Genomic DNA, 19,054 nt, shown 5'->3' on the forward strand with positions numbered 1-19,054 from the left:
ATGGCATCCCTTGGTCGAAACTGAAACTGAGCTTAGCTTCAGAATTCGGCCTTTTGCTAGGTTCCTCCCTGTGAGTCTTCGGAGCAGGGTCGCCGCGCAACTCCTTCACCGCCCGGACGGACTGGACGTGGGTGACGTCGTCCGGCACCTGCTCGCCGTACAGGCTCAGGACCTCACCTCGGCCCACCTGGCCTTCCGCGCCCGCTCCGCCACGCTCACGGTCGCTGACGTCGAGGCGGCGCAGGCGTCGGGGGAGATCGTGCGCACCTGGGGGCCGCGCGGCACGCTGCACTTCATGGCCGCAGAGGACCTGCCGTGGCTGCTCTCGCTCACCACCCGCCGTACGGGCACGCTGCGCCGCCTGGCCGAGGAAGGCGTCACCGCCGCCGACCCGGTGGCGCTGATCAGGGGCGCGCTGGAGGGTCAGGGTCCGCTCACCAAGGCCCAGCTGGAGGAGAGCCTGGGCATCAAGGGGCAGGGGATCGTTCACCTGGTCGCGCTGGCCGCCTCCCACGGCCTGGCCGTGCTGGGGCCCGCGCGGCTGGGCAAGCCCACCTACGTCTGGCTCGACGTGCCCATCGCCTTCGAGAAGGACAGGGACAGGGCGCTCGCCGAGCTCGCGGTCCGCTACCGCCGGGCACACGCCGACGCCACCCCCGAGGACCTGGCCGCCTGGTCGGGCCTGGCCCTCGGCGAGTGCCGCAAGGCCTGGCCCGGACCCGCCGCCCATGACGAGGCGACGGTGCCGCTGCGGCTGCTGCCCGCCTTCGACGAGTACCTCATGGGGTGGAAGAGCCGCGCGCCCATCCTGCCGGAGAAGCACGCGCGCAAGGTCTTCCCGGGCGGCGGCATGCTGCGCGCCGTGGTGCTCACCGACGGCGTCGTGGCGGGGACGTGGACGCGCGGCGGCGGGGCGGAGCCGTTCGGCGGACCGCTGGACGTGACGGAGGAACTGGAGGACGTGCGCCGCTTCCTTCAGGTCGCCACGTCGGGATAGCCGATCGCCCTGGCCCTGAAGCTCTCCACCAGCTCGGCCCTGGTGACCTCCGGCACCCAGACCGCCTCGGTGAAGCTCCACAGCAGGTAGGGGTGCGCCCCCATGGCATAGAGAGCTCCGTAGTCACGGGCGCTCAGCGCTGCGCGCTCGTGTTCCGAAAGGGGAGCTCTTTCCCAGGAGCTGACATATCCGGGTTGATCGGCGACGTAGGCCGCGTGCCGCAGCGGCTGCATGTTGATCTCGCGCATGAACGCGTTCACCCCGTAGAGACTCATGGCGTCCACTCGAAGAAGGGGGAGGTGGCGAAGCGGGAGACGGCGCCCTCCGCGTAGGAGGCCGGGGAGCCGCCCGCCACCCCCATCGTGACCAGGAAGTTCAGGAACTGGTGGGTGACGTTGCCCGCCTCGCGCAGCCGCTCGTAGCTCAGCGCCTTCATCGCGCCGTCCACGTCGCCCGTGCGGATCCACTCCACCGCCTGCTCGTCGAACCCGGGGTCGGGCGACCCGGCGAAGTGCCTCGGCCCGCCCACCTCGGTCGCCAGGTGCCCGCTGGAGACCACCGCGACCCTGCGGGTCAGCGGCGAGTCCTCGACCGCCTGCCTGATCACCTCGCCGAGCCGGAAGAAGCGCTCGGCAGGCGGCAGCGGCGGCGCCATGCAGTTGGTGAACACCGGCACGATCGGCACGTCCAGCTCCGGCGTCAGGTAGAGCAGCGGCAGCAGCATGCTGTGGTCGGCGCGGAAGTCGTCGGAGGCGGCGAAGTCGACGCCGCGCTCGATCCCGCCGCCCAGCAGGTCGCGGGCCAGCTCCCCGTCCCCTGACAGCGTCCGGTACGGCAGGCCGAACTCGCGCTCCTCGTTCCAGAACGTCGCCGGGATCGACGGCGCCTTGCCCACCAGGAAGGACGGCATGTTGTCGTAGAACCACTGGGTCAGGTGGTCGGTGGCGACCACCACGATCGCGTCGGGGCGCGCCGCCGCCAGCCGTTCCGCCAGCAGCGAGAAGCCCGCGCGGGTCGCGGCCAGGTCGTCGCCGCGCGCCCGCCACAGCAGGGGGTTGTGCGTCGTGCCGTAGACGCCGACGATCTCAGCCAATGCCGAACAGCTCCCTGGCGTTGTCGAGCAGGATGCGCTGCCTGGAGGTCTCCTTGAAGTCCATCTCGGTGAACTCCTTCGTCCAGCGGTCGGTGTCGAGCACCGGCCAGTCGGTGCCGAACAGCACCCGCTTGGTGATGATGCTGTTGGCGTAGTGGACGACCTCGGCCGGCCAGTAGCGCGGCGCCCAGCCGGACAGGTCGATGTAGTAGTTGGACTTGTGCCAGCACGCGGCCAGGTTGTCCAGGTGCCACGGCCAGGCCGGGTGCGCGGCGATGACGTTCATGGCGGGGAAGTCGGCGGCCACGTCGTCCAGGTAGGGGATGGGTTTGGCGTACTCCAGCTTGTAGCCCATCCCGCCCGGCGTCCCCGCGCCCGCGCCCAGGAACCCGCCGTGGAACATGACCGCGAGGCCGAGCTCCTGGCACACCTCCCAGATCGGGTAGAACTCGGGGGAGTTGGGGTGGAAGTGCTGGCGGCCCGGATTGAGCTCGCCCACCCCCTTGACGTTGTATTCGCCGTGGCAGCGCCTGATCTCCTCGATCGCCCCCTCCTTCAGGGGATCGATACCGCAGAAGGGGATGAACACATCGGGATGGGTGCTCGCAGCCTTGCCCAGGGCGTCGTTGAGCGACGGGAGCCCGGCGGAGTTGACGATCACCGCCATCATGTCGCGCTCGCGGTACATGTCGGCCTGCGCGGCGAAGGAAATGGGCGTGCGCTCCTTGCCGAAGTGGCTGCCCATCTGCCCGCGCCTGCGGCCCATGGCGGCCAGGAACTCCTCGGTCTGCGGGTGGGTGTGGACGTCGATGGCCTTCACGCGGGGTCCCTTCGTGGCAGGCGGCGCTCGTGGGTGGAGAAGCGGGTGCCGGGCCGGGTGCCATGATCGTTGATGAGGCCCAGGTGGAGTGCCTGCGGATCCTGGACCAGGTCGGCCACGGTGTTGAGCGGTCCGTGCGGGATGTCGGCGGCGGTGAGCAGCTCGAACCACTCGTCGCGCGGCCGCTTGGCGAACTCGGCGCGCACCACCTGCTCCAGCTCCCCGTAGTTGTCGCACCGCAGCTCGCGGGTGGAGAACCGCTCGTCCTGCGCCAGGTCGAGCACCCGCAGCAGCGCCTCCCAGAACTTCTCCGGCACCGACAGGTGGATCACGAACGGCAGCCCGTCACCACTCACGCAGCCGAACGCCTGCGCCCGCACGGCCCGCGTCGAGGGCGCCACGACCGAACCGGTCTCCAGGTAGGTGCCGATCGCCTCGGTGAGGAAGTCGGTCAGCGCACCCAGCATCGACACCTCCACCCGCATGCCCTGCCCGGTGTGTAGTGCGGCCAGGATCCCTTGGACGGCCGACATGCCGGACAGCAGGTCGGAGAAGGCGGGGCCGATCGGCCGCGGATCCTCCAGCGGGACCAGGTGACCGTACATGCCGCCGATGGCCGAGATGATCGTGTCGTAGGCGGGTCTCTTCGCGTACGGACCACCGGGGCCGAACCCGGTGATCGAGCAGTAGACGAGCTGCGGCTCGCGCACCTTCATCACGTTCCACCCGAACCCGAGCCGGTCGGCCACGCCAGGGCGGAAGTTCTCGATCAGGACATCGGCGCCCGCTGTGAGCTCGAACAGCGCCTCCAGGTCCTCCTTGAGGTCGATGGTGACCGCCCGCTTGCCCCGGTTGTAGGCGCCGAACTGCGGGCTGTAGGCGCGCGAGCCGCCGCCCTGCCAGCGCCGCATCGGGTCGCCGCCGGGCGGCTCCACCTTCACCACCTCGGCGCCCAGGTCGGCCAGCAGCTTTCCGGCGTAGGGGGCCGAGATGTACTGGCCCACCTCGATCACCCGCAGTCCGCTCAGCGGCATTCAGTCCTCATCTCTCACGGTCAGGACCACCTTGCCCAGGTGGTCCCTGCGGCCGGCCATGTCGAAGGCGGCCGCGATCTCCTCCAGCGGGAACGTGGCGGCCACCGGGGGGCGTACGCGTCCTGACGCCACCAGGTCCAGGCCGTCGCGGACGTCGGCGAAGTCGGCGGCGGCGCAGCCGTACAGGGTGATCCTCCTGGTGTAGAAGTGGCGGGTGTCGACGGTGAACGACGACTCGGGGAGTGCGGCGGCGACGACCACGCTGCCCGCCCAGCGGACCGAGCGCAGCGCGATGTCGATCATCGTGCCGCTGCCGGTGCAGTCGAGCGCCAGCCCCACCTTGTACGGATTTATCGCCTCAAAGAGCCCGGCTCCGCTCCTGGGGTAGCTGATCACCTCGTCGGCCCCGAGCTTGTGCAGCTCCTCGACCGGCTCGCCCTCGAGCACCCCGGCGATCACCTGCGCGCCCAGCGCCGAGGCCACCTGGACGGCGGCGCAGCCCAGCGCGCCCGCCGCCCCGGTGACCAGGACCGTGTCCGAGATGCCCGCCCGCCTGACCATGTGCAGGGCGATCGGCACGCTGTGCACGGCCGCCGCCGCCTGGGCGAACGGGATGTCGCCGATCGGGAAGGCCACGCTGGAGGGCACCACCACGTAGTCGGCGGCGCCGCCGTCCCGGTGCACGCCGACCACGCGCTGGTCGAGGCAGTCCGCCTCGTGCCCCGCCGTACAGAACGCGCAGGTCCCGCACGGGACGTTCGGCTTGACCGCGACGCGCTCGCCCGCGCGGTCGCCCGAGACGATCACGCCGACCGGGTCGAGGCCGACCGTTCGCGGCGACAGCGACGGCCGTCCCAGCAGCGCGCCCGCCATCACCTGCCTTTCGAGCTGGTTCACGCCTACGGCGTGCACCTCGACCAGCACCTCGTCCTGACCCGGCTCGGGAACGGGGACGTCCTGGAGCGTCAGCGTCCCGTCGAATCTGGCGGCCCTCATGGGCGCTTCGTAACGCCGAGCGCGTCCTGCGCGCGGTGCAACTGGGTGAGGTCGGTGAAGGAGTCGAAGGCTGCCGGAGGCATCTTCAGTACGGCGAGCAGCTCGTCGAAGCCCTTGGCGTTCAGTCCCATGTCCTCGTCGTAGAGCTGCGGGCCGAAGGCGTACACCTCGGGCTTGAGCTCGTTGGGCGTCACCATGAAGCCCTTGGCCTTCATCATGTCCTGCACGTATTTCTGCTGCGCCGGGTCCTTGTAGAGCTTCATCGCCTTCAACGTCGCCCTGATGAACCGCGCCGTGGTGTTCGGGTTCTTGGCCACGAAGTCCTGGGTGGCCGTGAGGCTGTCGTTCGGCCACTCCTTCATGACATCCAGGACGAGCCGTCCCCCCGCCTCCTGGACGAGGTTCTTGTGCCTCGGGAAGATGACCGTCAGCGCCAGCTTCTTCTGCTTGAACTGCTCCACCCACGCGTTCGACCCGCCGGGCAGGTTGACCGGCTTGACCGCCACGCCCGTGAGGTCGAACCCGGCCTCCTTCAGCAACTGCATGCGCACGTCGTACTCGATCGTGCCCGGGTTGGCGCCCAGCAGGATCGGCTTGCCCGCCAGATCCTGCGGCTTGGCGATCTCCGGCTGCACGGCCACCACGAACGGCTCGCGGTTGCGGTACCCGGCCACGATCTTCAGCCCGGTTCCCGCCGTGGCCGCGGCGACCACGTCGGGGGAGGCCTCGGCGCCGAAGTCGAGCGAGCCGCCGACCAGGCCCTCGCGGATCGACTGCACCTCCACCCGCTCGACGCTCAGCCCCTCCTCCTTGTAGAAGCCCTTGTCGATGGCGATCTCGATCGGCGCGTTGGTGTCCAGGTTGGGCAGCCGCATCCCGATCTTGAGCGTGGTCTTCTCCGGCGCCGCGATCGGGCCGGTGGCCAGGGCTTTGGGCGGCTCGGCCGTACTCCCACAGCCGGTAATGACGAGTAAGGCGACAAGAGCGGCGACACGCCTCATGAGAAAACTCCTTGGCTTTCGGAGAACCAGGGCGCCACGAGCCTGCGAACCAGGCTCACCAGCGCCATCAGCAGGTTGGCGATGACCACGAGCGACAACGTCAGTGCCAGCGCCGACGCCAGGTCGAAGTCAGCTGACCTGCGGAAGATCAGATAGCCGAGTCCCTGGCTGCCCCCGATGAACTCGCCGACCACGATGCCGACCATGGCCCTGGCCACGCCCATGCGGACGCCGGTCAGGATCATCGGCAGCGCGGCCCACAACTGGACCTTGAAGAACACCTCCATACGGCTCGCGCCGTACACCCTCGCCGCCCTGACCAGGGAGCGGTCGACCGCCCTGATGCCGTCCATCGTGTTGATCGCGACGGGGAACACGGCCATCAGGAAGATGATGAGGATCTTGGGCGCGGCGCCGAAGCCGAGCCACAACACCAGCAGCGGCTGGAACGCGATGCGCGGCATCGCGTAGGCCGTCCAGAACGGCGGCCCGGCGATGTCGCTGACCAGCCGCGACGTGCCCAGCGCCAGCCCGGCCCCGATGCCGGTCACGACCGCGAGCAGGAACCCGGCGACCGCGTTCTGCGTGCTGAACCACGCGTGGCCCGCCAGCGAACCGTCGGCCAGCATCGTGGTGAACGCCGCCCACACGCGGCTCGGCGGCGGCACGAACGCCGGATTGGCCAGGTGCAGCCCGCTGACCGCCAGCTCCCACAGCCCGACGAGCGCCACGACCTCCAGCGCCACGGCGGCGGATTTCCTGTCAACCACCGGTCCTCCACGTGCCGGCACGCCGCTCCCACAGATCCAGGATTCGCACCAGAGCCACGGAGAGCACCACGTAGACGGTGATCGCCGCGAACGCCTCGCCGGTGCGGAACCTGGAGGTGGCGTTGACGATGATCGAGCCGATGCCGCTGGGCGAGCCGACCATCTCGCCCACCAGGAGCCCGATCATGCTGGTGGGCACCGACAGCCTGAGCCCGCCGATGATGTACGGCACCGCCCACGGCAGCCGCACCTTGAGATACAGGGCCAGCCGGTTCGCGCCGAACACCCGGCCCGCCCTGAGCATCGAGCCCCTGATCTGCGTGGCGCCGGTCGCGGTGTTGAGCGCCACCGGGATCATCGTGCTGAGGAACACCAGGACGAGGATCGGCCCAGAGCCGTAGTCGAGCCAGGCGGTCAGCGTGGGCTGCAAAGCGATGAGCGGGGTGGCCCAGAGCGACCACAGCAGCGGCATCAGCAGCCGGTTGGCCCAGGTGACGCTGCCCGCGACGAGCCCGGTCGCGATCCCGGCCACCGCGCCGAGCCCGTAGCCGACGGCCCAGTTGGCGGCGCTCGCGGCGAGTTGCCTGCCCAGCTCGCCGCTGCTCGCCAGCGTCCACAACGAGGCGGCCACGTCGCCGGGCGACGGGAAGAACACCCGGTTGACGAGCTGCAGGTTGACCACCGCGACGTGCCACACCGCCACGAAGACCACCAGGTCGGCCACCGCGATGAGCGGCGTCCTGTGCCGCTTCCACCACGGTTCCGGCGGCGGGTCCGCTCCTGCGGCGCGCAGATCCATGACGTCGTGCCGGACGGCGGTCATTCCGTCGCCCCCATGGCGGCGGCCGTGGCGTCCGCCTCCAGGCACTTCCACAGGTGGTGGCGCAGGTCCTGGTAGGCGGTGGTGTTCGCGTGCGCCGACCGGGGCCTGGGCAGGTCGACGGGGACGATCTCCTTGATGGTCCCCGGGTGCGAGCTGAACACCGCGATCCGGTCGCCGAGCTGGATGGCCTCGTCGATGCCGTGGGTGATGAAGACGACCGTCTTGCCGGTCGCCGCGATGATGCGCTCCAGCTCCGCCCGCATGACCTCCCTGGTCAGCGCGTCGACCGCGCCCAGCGGCTCGTCCATGAGCAGGATGCGCGGGTCGGCGACCAGCGCCCTGGCCAGGCCCACCCGCTGCTGCATGCCGCCGGACAGCTCGCGCGGGTAGGAGTGCTCGAACCCGGCGAGCCCGACGAGCTGGATCGCCTCGGCGATCCGCTCGTCGGCCCCGGCGCGCAGCCTGGGCTGCATCTCCAGGCCGAACCTGACGTTGTCGGTGACCGTACGCCACGGGAGCAGCGCGTAGTCCTGGAACACCACCGCCCGTTCCGGTCCAGGCCCGGTGACCGGGCGGCCGTCGACGGCCAGCTCGCCCGAGGTGGGGGCGACCAGGCCGGCCAGGCAGTTGAGGACCGTGGTCTTGCCGCAGCCGCTGGGTCCGAGAACGGTCAGGAACTCGCCCTCGTACACGTCGAGGTCGACGTGCCGGACGGCTGTGAGCCAGGCGCCCGTCCTCGCGACGTGATAGCGGACCGACAGGTCGCGGATCCGGATGATCGGATCGTTCGCCATACGCGCTCCGTCCTTCCGATGGAAGAGATGGCTACATTATTCATCGATCCAAATCGCGGTCAAGGACGGATATTTCCTGGTCTTTCATCGCTGTCCTGTGCCACGGGACGGCTCATGGAGTCAAGCATTGACAGGATTGGATACAAAGTTCACGCTTGGGTCCGCAAGCCGACGAGAAGGGACGTGCATGCGTACAGAAGAGGTGAGCTGGTACAGCGACGGCGATCGGGTCAGCGCCCTGTGGCGCACCCCCGACGAGGGGGCCGGGCCGTACCGGGCGATCGTTCAGGGGCCCGGATGGCTGGGGTTGAAGGACGCCAAGCTGTACGTCCGCTATCACGAGGCGCTGACCGCCGCGGGGTTCGCGGTGCTGGTCTTCGACTACCGCGGGTTCGGCGGGTCGGAGGGGGACAGGTCGGTGCTGTCACCTGCCAGGCAGCTGCAGGACCTGCGGTCGGCGGTCACCTACCTGTCCAGCAGGGACGACGTGGTGCCCGACGGGATCGGGGTGTTCGGGAGCGGCGGCACGGGCGGCGGCAACGCCGTACTCCTGGCCTCCGCCGACCGGCGGGTGCGGGCGGCGGTGAGCCAGCTTCCGGTGGCCGACGGGGCCGACTGGCTGCACAGGATGCGCAGCGAGTACGAGTGGCTGGACTTCCTCGCCTCGGTGGAGGCGGACAGGACCGACCGGGTGCTGACCGGCAAGGGACGGCTCGTGCACCCGCGCGAGGAGATCATGGTCCCGACGCAGGAGCGGCGGAACACCACGGTCAAGGCGGACGTGGACGACAAGATCCCGACCGCGGTGGCGTTCGCGCCCGCAGTGGAGGAGATCCTGGCCTACCAGCCGGGGTCGGCCTTCGTCGACACGCCCCTGCTGGTGATCGGCATCGAGGGCGACGCGACGACGCCGACCGACCACGCCGAGCGCATCTACGCCAACGCCCGCGGCCCGCGCGAGCTGATCATGCAGCGGCACACCACGCACTACGCGGCCTACGACCGCTACTGGGAGCAGGTGACGCCGCGCATCGTCGCGTGGTTCGAGCGGCACCTGGGACCGGCGCACCTGGTCGTGTCCACCCCCGCCGGTGAGGAGCGCATCGATGCCAGTTGACCTGCGGATCTCCGGAGGCACCGTGGTCACGCCGGCGGGGGAGCTGCGCGCCGACGTGCTCGTCGGCGGCGGCAAGATCCTCGGGCTGGTGGACGCGGGGGTGCTAACCGACGCGCCGGTGATCGACGCGACCGGAAAGCTCGTGCTGCCGGGCATGGTCGACGTGCACGTGCACACCCGCGAGCCGGGCTTCACCCACAAGGAGGACATCCTCACCACCACCCGCCAGGCAGCGGCCGGCGGCGTGACGACGATCTTCGGGATGCCCAACCTCGACCCGCCCACCACCACCCTGGAGACGCTCGAGGACGTCTTCGCCCGCTACGCGGCCACCTCGATCGTCGACTACAACCACAACCCCGCCGCCACCCTGGTCGACCAGGTTCCCAAGATGGCCGACGCCGGGGTCAGGGCCTTCAAGGTGTACATGGTCGTCGACACCGGCAGGACCTACCCGCACCCCGCGGGAACCGGCATGCACGACCACGGCGACCTCCTGCGCATGATGGACACCATCGCGGGCACCGGCAAGCGCTTCATCGTGCACCCGCACGACCAGGCGCTCATGGACTACATCGAGGGCCGCTACCTCGCCGCAGGGGACAACACCCCCGCCGCCTACGCCCAGGCGTACGCCGAGCGCGAGGGCGTCATCTGGGACACCGCGATCGACGTCGTGCTCCGGCTGGCCGAGGCGTCCGGCTGCCCCGTCCACCTGGCCCACATGCAGACCAGGCGGTCCGTCGACGCGGTACGGCGGGCCAAGGCGCGCGGCGTCGACATCACCTGCGAGGTCAACCACTGGATGCCGTTCCTGTCGAAGTGCGAGCACGTCGAGCGGCTGGGGCCGTACGCGCTGTCCTACTGGGTGCCCGACGACGCCCGCGAGGCGGTCTGGGAGGGCATGCGGGACGGCACGATCGACATCGCCGCCTCCGACCACGCGCCGCACACGCGCGAGGAGAAGGAGATCGGCTGGACGAAGATGTGGAGCTCGCACACCGGGACGCCGGGCATCCAGTACTTCTACCCGCTGCTGCTGGACGCCGCTCAGGCCGGGAAGATCAGCCTTCACCGGGTCGTGGAGATGGCGGCCACCGCGCCCGCCGCGCACTTCGGGCTGCCGCACAAGGGCGCCCTCCTGCCGGGGCGCGACGCGGACATCGTCATCGCCGATCCGGGCGCGCCCTGGACGATCACCGACGCCGGGGTGCTGTCGAAGGTCGGCTGGACACCGTACGACGGACTGACCTGCGGGGTGAGCATCGACCGCACGCTCGTCAGGGGCGTGGAGGTCTACGCGGACGGCCGGGTCACCGGGTCGCCCGGTCACGGACAGAAAGCCTAAGGAGCCGTTCTCATGAAATTTGGTCTTTTGCTGCCCCACTTCGGCGAGTACGCCAGCGGGGACCGCATCCTGCGCGGGTCGCAGCTCGCCGAGGAGCTGGGGTTCGACTCGGTGTGGGTGCGCGACCACCTGGTCTTCGAGCCGCACGGGGAGATGGAGTCGCCCAACAGGGAGTTCTACGACGCGCTGACGACGCTGACCGCGATCGGGGCGGTGACGTCGCGGATCCAGCTGGGGACGGGGTCACTGATCCCGTTCAGGCATCCGCTGACCACGGCGTTGCAGCTCGGGACGATGACGCAGCTCGTGGGGGACCGGCTCATCCTGGGGTTCGGTGCTGGGACGTACCAGCACGAGTTCGACGCGATCGGGTGGGGGGACCGGGACCGGGTGTCGCTGGTCCGGTCGAACGCGGAGATCCTGCGGCGGGTGGCGGTGGAGAACGACGTCGCCTACTCGGACGAGAACTTCACGTTCTCCGGGGTCACCATCGAGCCCAAGCCGGTGGGTGGGCCGGTGCCGTTCTGGTACTGCGGGGCGACGCCCCGGTCGGCGCGGCTGGCGGCGGAGTGGGCTGACGGGTGGATGCCCGGGCGGATCTCGCTCGGGGGGATCGCGCAGCGGGTCGAGAGCATGCGCTCGATCGTGGCTCAGAACGGTCGCCCGCTGCCTACGGTCGCCGTCATCCCGCCCACGTCGGTCGAGTCGACGCGGGAGGAGGCGTTGAAGGACGTCAACGTGCCGGGGTTGCTGGCGTGGGCGAACAAGGCGAAGTTCGCCGTCAAGCCTGCTTCCGGACGGTTCGAGACGGTGGAGGATCTGGAGGGGCAGCTCATCGTGGGCAGCCCTGCGGACATCGTGGACGAGGTGAAGAAGTTCGAGGCGGCGGGGGTGGAGCATCTGGTGTTCGACTTCCGGTTCAAGTTCCACCGGTGGTTCGAGCAGATCGAGCTCCTGGGCACCGAGGTCCTCCCCGCCCTCCGCTAACCCCTCCTCACCCCGGGCCCTCCCGCCGCTCGTGGGGTAGCGCTCTTTACGGGGCTGCACCCCCGGGCGCCGCGTCGGCGGGCACGGGCGACGGTGGTGGTCGGCGCCCTGTACGGCGAGCAGAGGGCGGGGTGGTGGCGAGGGGTGTCCCGTGGGGCGGGACACTTGTGCTTGGATTGCATCCGAAAACCGGGTTCCCGCTGGGAGGATCGACGTGGACGCTGCGCCCCCGCCCTCGTTCGCTGATGTTGTCGGCCGCATGTCGACTGGATACAAAACAGTCGGACAAATGGCCTACGACATCATCCGCGAGTGCATCATCACAGGGGTGCTGGCGCCCGGCGAGCACCTCAGGCAGGAGGAGCTCGCCGAACGGCTCGGCGTCTCCAGGATCCCCGTACGCACCGCCCTCATGCAGCTCGAGTCCGAAGGCCTCGTCTCCTTCCACCCCCACAGAGGCGCGGTCGTCCGTACGCTGACGGTCGAGCAGGTCAGGGAGATCTACGAGCTGCGCGCCCTCCTCGAGACCCACGCCCTCAGGAAGTCCGTCGCCAGGATGACCTCGGCCCGCTCGGCCAGGCTCCGCGAGCTGGGCACCGCGCTCGACGCCCCGCACGACAGCTCCTCCCTGGTCGACGAGCGGGTCGCGTTCTACCGCGAGCTGTACGACGCCCAGGAGAACCCGGTGGCCGTCGGCATCATCGAGGACCTGCGCAACTCCGTCGGCCGCTACCTCCTGGGCCTGCGCGTGGGCCACGACCAGGGCGGCCACCGGGAGCTGGCCAAGCTGGCGAGCAGAGGCGACGTCGAGGCCGCGGAGGACCACCTGCGCGAGCATCTCGACCGGGTAGCCCGCAAGATCATCGAAGTGCTCTCCGAGGAAGCGGAGGCGGAACCGGTCAAGTCCCGCCGCCGCAAGCCACCGGAGAGCGCCAAGAAACCGCCTGAAACCGCGAAAAGGCCCAAGAAGACGACGGTAGAGACGGCCACGTGACGACCCGGCGCGGCCCGGTCACCGCGGCGATCATGATGGCGATGGCCCTCGCCGCCATCGACGGGACGATCGTGGCGACGGCCGTCCCGGCCATCGTGCGCGACCTGGGCTCCTTCTCCCTGTTCCCCTGGGTGATCTCCGGCTACATGCTGGCCCAAGCCGTATGCACCCCCATCTACGGCCGCTTAGCCGACATCTACGGACGCAAGCCCATGCTCGCCACCGGCATGGCCATCTTCCTGTTCGGCTCCGTGCTCGCCGCCCTCGCCACCACCATGCCGATCCTGATCGTCGCCCGCGTGGTCCAGGGCGTCGGAGCCGGCGCGATCCAGTCGATCGTCCAGGTCGTCGCGGCCGACCTTTACCCGCTGGAGGAGCGCGGCAGGATCAGCGGCCTCCTCTCCTCCGTCTGGGGCGTGTCGGCGCTGCTCGGCCCCCTCGTGGGCGGGCTGCTGTCCGAGCTCGCCTCCTGGCGCCTCATCTTCTGGCTCAACGTCCCCGTCGGCGTCGCCGCCATCGCCGCGATCGTGGCCTTCCTCCACGAGGACTTCGAGCGCAAGCCCGCCCGCGTGGACGTCCTGGGCGCGGCCCTCCTGGTCTGCGGCGTGGTCGCGGTCATGCTCGGGCTCCAGGAAAGCGCCTGGTGGGCCATCGCGGCCGGGCTCGCCGTACTCGTGGCCTTCGCCTGGTGGGAGCGCAGGGCGGCAGAGCCGCTCATCCCGCCGTGGATCTGGAAGGACCGGGTGCTGCTCGGCTCGTTCCTCGGCAGCGCCATCGTCGGCATGGTGCTGGTCGGCCCGACCGTCTACCTCCCGACGTACGCCCAGGGCGTGCTCGGCGCCGGAGCCGTGGCCGCGGGGTTCGCGCTGGCCGTGCAGTCCATCGGGTGGCCGATCTCGGTGTCCATGTCGGCCAGGCTCTACCTGCGGTACGGCTTCCGCGACACCGCGCTGGTCGGGCTGTCGCTGATCCTCGTGTCCGCCCTGCTCTTCGCGGGAATGGGCGCGGACTCCTCGCTGATCTACGCGGGCGTGTGCGCGTTCGTGAACGGGTCCGGGCTGGGGCTGGTCTCCGTCTCCATGCTGGTCGGCGCGCAGAACACGGTCGGCTGGGAGCGGCGCGGCGTGGTCACCGGCGGTGTGGTGTTCTTCAGGATCGGCGGCGGCGCGCTCGGCGCAGCCATCCTGGCCGCCGTCGCCAACACCACCCTCGCCAACCGCCTCGACGGCCGCGCCTCCGTCGACGAGGCGGTGCGCGCGCTGCGCGACGACAGCACCGGAGCGATCAAGGATGCCCTCGCCGGCGCCGTCCACAACGTCTTCCTCGTCATGATCGTCATGGCCGTGCTCGGCGCCGCCGCCGTGCTGGTGATCCCGCGAAGGGTTCCGTCTCACGGCACCGACGCTTGAACCGGGGGTCCCGCGCTGGTGAAGGTGGGTCATGTCTCACGTTCGCGCCGTCTCCAAAGCCGCCTGGGTGCTGCGCGCACTCGCCGACACCGCCCACCCGCTGTCGGTGCGCGAGCTGGCCTGCCGTACCGGGATCCCGCGCAGCACCGTGCACGCCCTCTGCTCCACCCTCTGCCAGGAGGGATTGCTCGAAGCCCAGCCGGGAGCGGGCTACCGGCTGGGCAGGCTGGGCGAGCGGCTCAGAGAGGGGTGATCTTCGCGGGGCGGCTCCACGCGGTCGTGGGCCGCTCCTGGCGCACGCCGTCCACGTAGACGGCGTCGACCTGCTCGTCGAAGAAGCAGATCATGTTCTCGATCTTCGGGCACTCCGGCACGGGGAAGCGGTAGCTCCAGGCGATGTCGTGGATGAGCTGCCCGCCGGAACGCACCGAGTAGTAGGAGGCCTTCCCCTTGTAGGGGCACTGCGAGGTGGTGGAGGAGTGCACCAGCTTGTCCAGGTGCACGTCCTGCTTGGGCAGGTACCACCGGGGCGGAAGGTTGGTCTCCAGCAGCAGGCACGGCCTGGAGCTCTCGGCGACGGTGCCGCCGAGCACCTCCACTCGCACGTGCCTGGAGCTGTGCAGCACGTCCACGCGGTGATAGGGGTCGCGCGGGTGGACGTAGACCTCCTCGTCCTCCTCGAACCAGGCCTCCATGGTCTTCCAATAAAAGGCGATAAATCCGGGCAGATCGGGGCTGGACCACGCGGCGCCCCTGGCATCCTTCCCACCGACCGAGAGGTCGAGCAGCGCCTTGCCCTCGCTCGCCGTACGCCCGGAGTCCGCCAGAAGATCCATCCGTACGTCGGAAACGGGGAAGTAGTAGACGGGCATGTGCCTGGCCCGCATCACCAGCAGCGCCTCGACCGAGTCGGCCACGGCCACCCCGTTGAAGTAGGCGCGGATCCGCCGCCTGGCCGGCTCGCGGCGGAGGTCGCCCGCGACCTGGTCGATCACGCGGTCTTCCAGCGGCACGTCGAACAGTTCTGGCACGGTCATCCCTCCGGCTTCGCCTGGATCTCGATCTCCACCTCGACCTGCGAGCCGATGAGCACCCCGCCGGTCTCCAGCGTCCTGTTGTAGGTCAGCCCGAAGTCCTCGCGGTTCAGCGTGGCCGTCGCGGAGAAGACCGCCTTGTGGTTGCCCCAGTTGTCGGTGGCCGCGCCCTGGAACACCATGTCCAGCGCGACCGGCCGCGTCACCCCGGCGACCGTCAACGTGCCCTCCACCCGGTCCTCACGTACGGCGGTGCCGACGTAACGCAGCACCGGGTGCCGGTCGGCGTCGAGGAAGTCGGGCCCGCACAGGTCCTTGTCCCGCACCTCCATCCCGGTGTCGACGCTCGCCGCCTCGATCTCCACCTCGACGGTCGTGCCCTCGAAGGAGCCGGAGAACCGGCGGAAGTTCCCGCGCACCCGGGAGATCATCAGATGGCGTACGGAGAACCCGATCGAGCTGTTGCCGCCCTCGAACACCCAGCGGCCCTCCAGCGGGTTCACTTCTGGCTCTCCTTGTAGAACGCGGTGATGCCCGCCTCGCGGGTGTCCGCCGTCATCTGCTGCCACATCGGGAAGTCGTCGCGCACCACGAAGTGCTCGGCCACCTTGAAGTCGCGGAACCGCAGGATGTGCACGTGCGGCTGGCTGACGAACCGCCCCTCGGCAGGGAGGCCGAACAGCGTGCCCCCGGTGTGCTGGGCGGTGAACATGCCCTTGAGCATCACCAGGTCGCCGTCCGCGACGGCCAGTTCGATCTCGAACTTCGCGTCGGTGAACAGCAGCTGGAACGAGCGCCGCACCAGCTTGGCGTTCTCGAACCCGCGGTCCTCGCCGGGCGCCGAGGCGTGGTTCCAGTAGTCCTCGGTGTAGTACTGGCGGAAGTGCTCGGCGAACTCCTCGCTGTCCGGGTCCTCCCGCTTGCCGATGTCACGCCCCCAGATCTCCAAGGCGATCTCCTTGTTGCGCAGGGCGACCTCGTCGTTCATTGGTTCTCCTCGTGAGTAGGATCCGCACGCCGTACCCGAAGACGAGCACGAACACGGTGAAGATGACCGCCATGGCCGCCCCCTGGTCGGGGGCGTAGAGCTGGGCGGCCTGGGGGTTGATGCGGCTGTAGAGGTACCAGGACAGCGGCCTGGACTCGGGGGTGGCGAGGAACGCCGCGATGGTGAACTCGTTGGCCCCGAGGATCACCATCTGGATCCACGCGGCCGCCGCGGTCGGCAGCAGCAGCGGCAGCACCACGCGGCGGAAGACGGAAAGCGGGCTGGCCCCGCTGGCCTTGGCCGCGTCCTCCAGCTCGGGGTTGATCTGCAGGATCGAGCTGTGCGCGATGCGGTACGCCACGGCCACCCGGTAGGAGTAGGCCAGCATCAGCACCCACACCGTCCCGACCAGCGGGATCCACCGGTTGACCGAGGAGTACAGCAGGAACGCGGCGAACCCGGCCATCGTCGCGGGCACCGCCAGCGACGACGACGTCAGCGTGTCGACGAACCGCACGGTCCAGCCCTTGCCGCGCGCCGTGTAGTAGGCGGCGACCATGGCCAGCGCCACCGCCAGCGTCGCGCTGCCGACCGAGATGACGCCCGTCCTGCCGAGCGACGCCCAGAACTCCGGATCGGCCGCCGCGGCGGCGAACGCGCCGAGCCCCGCGTGCTTGACGAGGTTGTCCCAGCTGATCGGCAACGCGTACGGCATGATCGACGACCAGAACAACGCCACCAGCGGCAGCACGGCCGTCAGGATCAGGTAGAGCCAGACGAGCACGGTGACCGGCGCCTTGGCGCGGCCCAGCGGCAGCCGTACGGGACGGAAGTCCTTACCCGTCACCGACGCCCGCTGCGCCGCGTCGCGCGTGGCCCACAGGTAGATCCGGAAGATCACCGCGACCAGCACGAGGAAGTTCACCGCGTAGGCGGCGGCCAGGCCGTACCTGGGCAGCTCGCCGGGCGTCGGCGTGATCAGGGACCACAACTTCAGCGAGAAGATGTTGCGCCCCTCCTGCTGGCCGAACAGCACCGGGATCTCCAGGTTGCCCAGCGTCAGCATCGACAGCATGGCGACCACGCCGAGCGTGCCCGGCCACAGCATCGGGAAGGTGACCCGGCGGAAGGCCTGCCACGCCGACGCGCCGCTGGCCCTGGCCGCCTCCTCGTGCGAGCTGCCCATGTTCTGGATGATCGGCATGAGCAGCATGAACGGGAACGTGACGTAGGCCAGCCCCTGCACGATCGTCATCGTGGTGAAGTCGAACGGATCCACCCGCAGCAGCCCCGACTCCGGCGCGAGCATGAGGAAGTAGCTCTGCGCCCGCACGATCGGCGGGATCACGAACGGGACGATCACCAGCACCGTGATGAGGTTCCGTCCAGGCAGGTCGGTACGGACCACCAGCCACGCCAGCGCCCACCCCAGCCCGGTGGAGATCAGCACGGACCCGCCGACGAACAGCACCGTGTCGCGGACCGTGGCCAGCAGGTCGGGGGCCAGCGTGCCGTACAGGGTGACGAAGTTCGCCACCCCCCACTGCGCGCTCGGCACGCCGAACGGCAGGTAGGGGCCGCGCAACGCGCTGACCACCTGCAGGACCAGCGGGATGATGAGGAGGTAGCCGATCGCCGCGACCGAGATCGCGGTGATCAGCTTCAACCCCCTGCCTGTCCGCCTCACTTGGCCTCGATGGCTGCCTGCGCGGCCTTGATGAGGTCGTTGTACTGGTCGCGGTTGGCCTGCGTCTCGAACAGCGCCCAGCCCTTGCCGATCGCGTCGAAGAACGCCGACTGGTTGCGCTTGATGAGCGGGTTGGCCTGGTCGAACACCGTGCTCGGCAGTCCGGGGAACGGCGTCTGCTCCGTGGTGAACCGCTTGTCGGTCATGCGGAGCTTGAGCCAGTCTGGGTCGTAGGCGTTCCACAGCGCGAACAGCTGCGCGGCGGGCTTGTTCTTGCCGTCCACGTTGACGCCGGAGAACTGCAGGTACATGTTCTCCGTCTGGACCGGGCTGACGGCCAGATCGGGGTTGGCGTCGTAGAGCGGGCCGCCGAACACCGCGGGCTTGTCGCCGCCGGACAGCAGCGACAGCGGGTTGTCGGTCAGCGTCAGCGGCAGGTCCTTGATGAGCTTGACCATCTTGTCCTTGCCGTACTTCATGCCGTAGCCGGTGAAGACCTGCGAGTCATAGCTGGCCATCGCCAGCTTGCCCTTCCACTCCGGCGACAGGAACGCCTCCCAGGTGTCGGGGACGCTCTTGACCTTCGTGGTGTTGTACTTCACCAGCGGCCCGTTGACGCTGTCGGGCAGTAACTCCGGTGCGCCGACGGTCAGCCACTCCTTGGGCACGCCGAACTTGGTCCAGTCGACCTTCTCCCAGAAGCCCTGGTCGTACATCGCGGTGATGCTGGTGATCGAGCCGGACACCAGGTCGGTGTTGCGCTCGCCGGTCGCCTTGGCCGAGATGATCGCGCTCGACAGGTTGTACGTCAGGCCGCGCGTCTTGACCGTCAGGCCGGGGAAGCGGGTGGTGAACGCCTTGATCGTGTCGGGGCTGAGCTCGTACCAGTCCCAGACGACCAGGCGGCCGCCGTCGGTCTTCTTGGCCTCCTCGTAGAGGGCGTTGAGGTTGGCGTTGAGCGTCGGCCAGTAGTCGGTGTAGAAGTTCTCGCACCGGGTGACCGGGCCGAGCTGGGTGGCCTTGCACGTCGTCGCGGCCGCCTGGGTCTTGGCCGGGCCCGCCACCGTGCTCGTGGTGCCGGTGGAGCCGCATGCGGCCGTCATGAGCCCTGCGGCGGTGAGAACGGCGATCGTCCTGCGCATCGGACCCTCCTTTGTATTCT

Annotated in this window: 21 protein-coding genes; 7 read left to right on the forward strand and 14 right to left on the reverse strand. The window is 69.5% G+C overall.

Translation table 11 applies throughout. The annotated features are described in order from the left end of the window. Positions 1 to 70: 70 nt before the first annotated feature. Positions 71 to 997, forward strand: a complete 927-nt coding sequence (locus tag ACIBG8_RS33795) for a winged helix DNA-binding domain-containing protein (RefSeq protein ID WP_397347128.1) — start codon at positions 71 to 73, stop codon at positions 995 to 997. On the opposite strand, the gene ACIBG8_RS33800 is transcribed toward ACIBG8_RS33795, so the two are convergent. From ACIBG8_RS33800 to ACIBG8_RS33840, 9 genes are read right to left on the reverse strand one after another with little or no spacing between them, the layout of a single operon-like run. Beyond that, positions 976 to 1,272 (reverse strand): hypothetical protein, encoded by a 297-nt coding sequence (locus ACIBG8_RS33800; protein ID WP_397347129.1) that lies wholly within the window; start codon positions 1,270 to 1,272, stop codon positions 976 to 978. The two genes, ACIBG8_RS33795 and ACIBG8_RS33800, sit on opposite strands and share 22 nt — an antisense overlap. After that, positions 1,269 to 2,090: an extradiol ring-cleavage dioxygenase gene (locus tag ACIBG8_RS33805; RefSeq protein WP_397347130.1), complete on the reverse strand. Its 822-nt coding sequence runs from the start codon at positions 2,088 to 2,090 to the stop codon at positions 1,269 to 1,271. Before ACIBG8_RS33805 ends, ACIBG8_RS33800 begins: the two co-directional genes overlap by 4 nt. Continuing rightward, entirely contained in the window at positions 2,083 to 2,910 is an 828-nt protein-coding gene (locus tag ACIBG8_RS33810) for an amidohydrolase family protein (protein WP_397347131.1), read from the reverse strand. The genes ACIBG8_RS33805 and ACIBG8_RS33810 overlap by 8 nt, the downstream gene beginning before the upstream one ends. Next, on the reverse strand, positions 2,907 to 3,944 hold the full coding sequence (locus ACIBG8_RS33815; RefSeq protein ID WP_397347132.1) for a CaiB/BaiF CoA transferase family protein: 1,038 nt from the start codon (positions 3,942 to 3,944) through the stop codon (positions 2,907 to 2,909). The genes ACIBG8_RS33810 and ACIBG8_RS33815 overlap by 4 nt, the downstream gene beginning before the upstream one ends. Further along, a complete protein-coding gene (locus ACIBG8_RS33820) occupies positions 3,945 to 4,940 on the reverse strand; it encodes a zinc-binding dehydrogenase (protein ID WP_397347133.1) in 996 nt (331 codons plus the stop codon). It lies immediately after the preceding gene. Continuing rightward, positions 4,937 to 5,941 carry an ABC transporter substrate-binding protein gene (locus tag ACIBG8_RS33825; protein WP_397347134.1) on the reverse strand — a complete coding sequence of 335 codons (1,005 nt, stop codon included), beginning with the start codon at positions 5,939 to 5,941 and terminating at the stop codon, positions 4,937 to 4,939. The genes ACIBG8_RS33820 and ACIBG8_RS33825 overlap by 4 nt, the downstream gene beginning before the upstream one ends. Further along, positions 5,938 to 6,711 (reverse strand): ABC transporter permease, encoded by a 774-nt coding sequence (locus tag ACIBG8_RS33830; protein ID WP_397347135.1) that lies wholly within the window; start codon positions 6,709 to 6,711, stop codon positions 5,938 to 5,940. The genes ACIBG8_RS33825 and ACIBG8_RS33830 overlap by 4 nt, the downstream gene beginning before the upstream one ends. Continuing rightward, the gene (locus ACIBG8_RS33835) at positions 6,704 to 7,534 is read right to left on the reverse strand and encodes an ABC transporter permease (RefSeq protein ID WP_397347136.1); all 831 of its coding nucleotides are present in this window, start codon (positions 7,532 to 7,534) and stop codon (positions 6,704 to 6,706) included. Before ACIBG8_RS33835 ends, ACIBG8_RS33830 begins: the two co-directional genes overlap by 8 nt. After that, positions 7,531 to 8,328, reverse strand: a complete 798-nt coding sequence (locus ACIBG8_RS33840) for an ABC transporter ATP-binding protein (RefSeq protein ID WP_397347137.1) — start codon at positions 8,326 to 8,328, stop codon at positions 7,531 to 7,533. The genes ACIBG8_RS33835 and ACIBG8_RS33840 overlap by 4 nt, the downstream gene beginning before the upstream one ends. A gap of 187 nt (positions 8,329 to 8,515) precedes the next feature. On the opposite strand from ACIBG8_RS33840, the gene ACIBG8_RS33845 reads away from it, so the two are divergent. The 6 genes from ACIBG8_RS33845 to ACIBG8_RS33870 all read left to right on the forward strand — a co-directional run bounded on the left by ACIBG8_RS33845 (position 8,516) and on the right by ACIBG8_RS33870 (position 14,436). Further along, positions 8,516 to 9,445: an alpha/beta hydrolase gene (locus ACIBG8_RS33845; protein WP_397347138.1), complete on the forward strand. Its 930-nt coding sequence runs from the start codon at positions 8,516 to 8,518 to the stop codon at positions 9,443 to 9,445. Continuing rightward, entirely contained in the window at positions 9,435 to 10,793 is a 1,359-nt protein-coding gene (locus ACIBG8_RS33850) for a dihydroorotase family protein (RefSeq protein ID WP_397347139.1), read from the forward strand. Before ACIBG8_RS33845 ends, ACIBG8_RS33850 begins: the two co-directional genes overlap by 11 nt. Before the next feature lie 12 nt (positions 10,794 to 10,805). Continuing rightward, a complete protein-coding gene (locus tag ACIBG8_RS33855; protein ID WP_397347140.1) occupies positions 10,806 to 11,780 on the forward strand; it encodes an LLM class flavin-dependent oxidoreductase in 975 nt (324 codons plus the stop codon). 289 nt (positions 11,781 to 12,069) lie between these two features. Beyond that, a complete protein-coding gene (locus ACIBG8_RS33860; RefSeq protein WP_397347141.1) occupies positions 12,070 to 12,774 on the forward strand; it encodes a GntR family transcriptional regulator in 705 nt (234 codons plus the stop codon). Then, positions 12,771 to 14,183 carry an MFS transporter gene (locus ACIBG8_RS33865; protein ID WP_397347142.1) on the forward strand — a complete coding sequence of 471 codons (1,413 nt, stop codon included), beginning with the start codon at positions 12,771 to 12,773 and terminating at the stop codon, positions 14,181 to 14,183. The genes ACIBG8_RS33860 and ACIBG8_RS33865 overlap by 4 nt, the downstream gene beginning before the upstream one ends. A 31-nt stretch (positions 14,184 to 14,214) precedes the next feature. Beyond that, the gene (locus tag ACIBG8_RS33870; RefSeq protein ID WP_397347143.1) at positions 14,215 to 14,436 is read left to right on the forward strand and encodes a helix-turn-helix domain-containing protein; all 222 of its coding nucleotides are present in this window, start codon (positions 14,215 to 14,217) and stop codon (positions 14,434 to 14,436) included. Here ACIBG8_RS33870 and ACIBG8_RS33875 read toward each other — a convergent pair. The 5 genes from ACIBG8_RS33875 to ACIBG8_RS33895 are packed head-to-tail and all read right to left on the reverse strand — an operon-like array spanning position 14,423 to position 19,034. After that, positions 14,423 to 15,214, reverse strand: a complete 792-nt coding sequence (locus tag ACIBG8_RS33875) for a DUF427 domain-containing protein (protein ID WP_397347144.1) — start codon at positions 15,212 to 15,214, stop codon at positions 14,423 to 14,425. The two genes, ACIBG8_RS33870 and ACIBG8_RS33875, sit on opposite strands and share 14 nt — an antisense overlap. A gap of 2 nt (positions 15,215 to 15,216) precedes the next feature. Continuing rightward, entirely contained in the window at positions 15,217 to 15,720 is a 504-nt protein-coding gene (locus tag ACIBG8_RS33880) for a YceI family protein (protein ID WP_397347145.1), read from the reverse strand. Next, complete coding sequence (locus ACIBG8_RS33885; RefSeq protein ID WP_397347146.1) at positions 15,717 to 16,205, reverse strand: ester cyclase; 489 nt, start codon at positions 16,203 to 16,205, stop codon at positions 15,717 to 15,719. Before ACIBG8_RS33885 ends, ACIBG8_RS33880 begins: the two co-directional genes overlap by 4 nt. Beyond that, positions 16,147 to 17,892, reverse strand: a complete 1,746-nt coding sequence (locus ACIBG8_RS33890) for an ABC transporter permease (protein ID WP_397347148.1) — start codon at positions 17,890 to 17,892, stop codon at positions 16,147 to 16,149. Before ACIBG8_RS33890 ends, ACIBG8_RS33885 begins: the two co-directional genes overlap by 59 nt. Next, positions 17,889 to 19,034, reverse strand: coding sequence for an ABC transporter substrate-binding protein (locus ACIBG8_RS33895; protein WP_397347149.1), 1,146 nt, complete (start codon positions 19,032 to 19,034; stop codon positions 17,889 to 17,891). Before ACIBG8_RS33895 ends, ACIBG8_RS33890 begins: the two co-directional genes overlap by 4 nt. Positions 19,035 to 19,054: the final 20 nt, after the last annotated feature.

The sequence above is a fragment of the Nonomuraea sp. NPDC050556 genome (genome assembly GCF_044457355.1).
GTDB lineage: Bacteria > Actinomycetota > Actinomycetes > Streptosporangiales > Streptosporangiaceae > Nonomuraea.

Excerpts from the sequence above, each read along its gene's own strand:
- ACIBG8_RS33800 (WP_397347129.1), bottom strand. The coding sequence starts at position 1,272 with ATGAGTCTCTACGGGGTGAACGCGTTCATGCGCGAGATCAACATGCAG.
- ACIBG8_RS33815 (WP_397347132.1), bottom strand. The coding sequence starts at position 3,944 with ATGCCGCTGAGCGGACTGCGGGTGATCGAGGTGGGCCAGTACATCTCG.
- ACIBG8_RS33820 (WP_397347133.1), bottom strand. The coding sequence starts at position 4,940 with ATGAGGGCCGCCAGATTCGACGGGACGCTGACGCTCCAGGACGTCCCC.
- ACIBG8_RS33825 (WP_397347134.1), bottom strand. The coding sequence starts at position 5,941 with ATGAGGCGTGTCGCCGCTCTTGTCGCCTTACTCGTCATTACCGGCTGT.
- ACIBG8_RS33835 (WP_397347136.1), bottom strand. The coding sequence starts at position 7,534 with ATGACCGCCGTCCGGCACGACGTCATGGATCTGCGCGCCGCAGGAGCG.
- ACIBG8_RS33840 (WP_397347137.1), bottom strand. The coding sequence starts at position 8,328 with ATGGCGAACGATCCGATCATCCGGATCCGCGACCTGTCGGTCCGCTAT.
- ACIBG8_RS33845 (WP_397347138.1), top strand. The coding sequence starts at position 8,516 with ATGCGTACAGAAGAGGTGAGCTGGTACAGCGACGGCGATCGGGTCAGC.
- ACIBG8_RS33850 (WP_397347139.1), top strand. The coding sequence starts at position 9,435 with ATGCCAGTTGACCTGCGGATCTCCGGAGGCACCGTGGTCACGCCGGCG.
- ACIBG8_RS33855 (WP_397347140.1), top strand. The coding sequence starts at position 10,806 with ATGAAATTTGGTCTTTTGCTGCCCCACTTCGGCGAGTACGCCAGCGGG.
- ACIBG8_RS33860 (WP_397347141.1), top strand. The coding sequence starts at position 12,070 with ATGGCCTACGACATCATCCGCGAGTGCATCATCACAGGGGTGCTGGCG.
- ACIBG8_RS33870 (WP_397347143.1), top strand. The coding sequence starts at position 14,215 with ATGTCTCACGTTCGCGCCGTCTCCAAAGCCGCCTGGGTGCTGCGCGCA.
- ACIBG8_RS33885 (WP_397347146.1), bottom strand. The coding sequence starts at position 16,205 with ATGAACGACGAGGTCGCCCTGCGCAACAAGGAGATCGCCTTGGAGATC.
- ACIBG8_RS33895 (WP_397347149.1), bottom strand. The coding sequence starts at position 19,034 with ATGCGCAGGACGATCGCCGTTCTCACCGCCGCAGGGCTCATGACGGCC.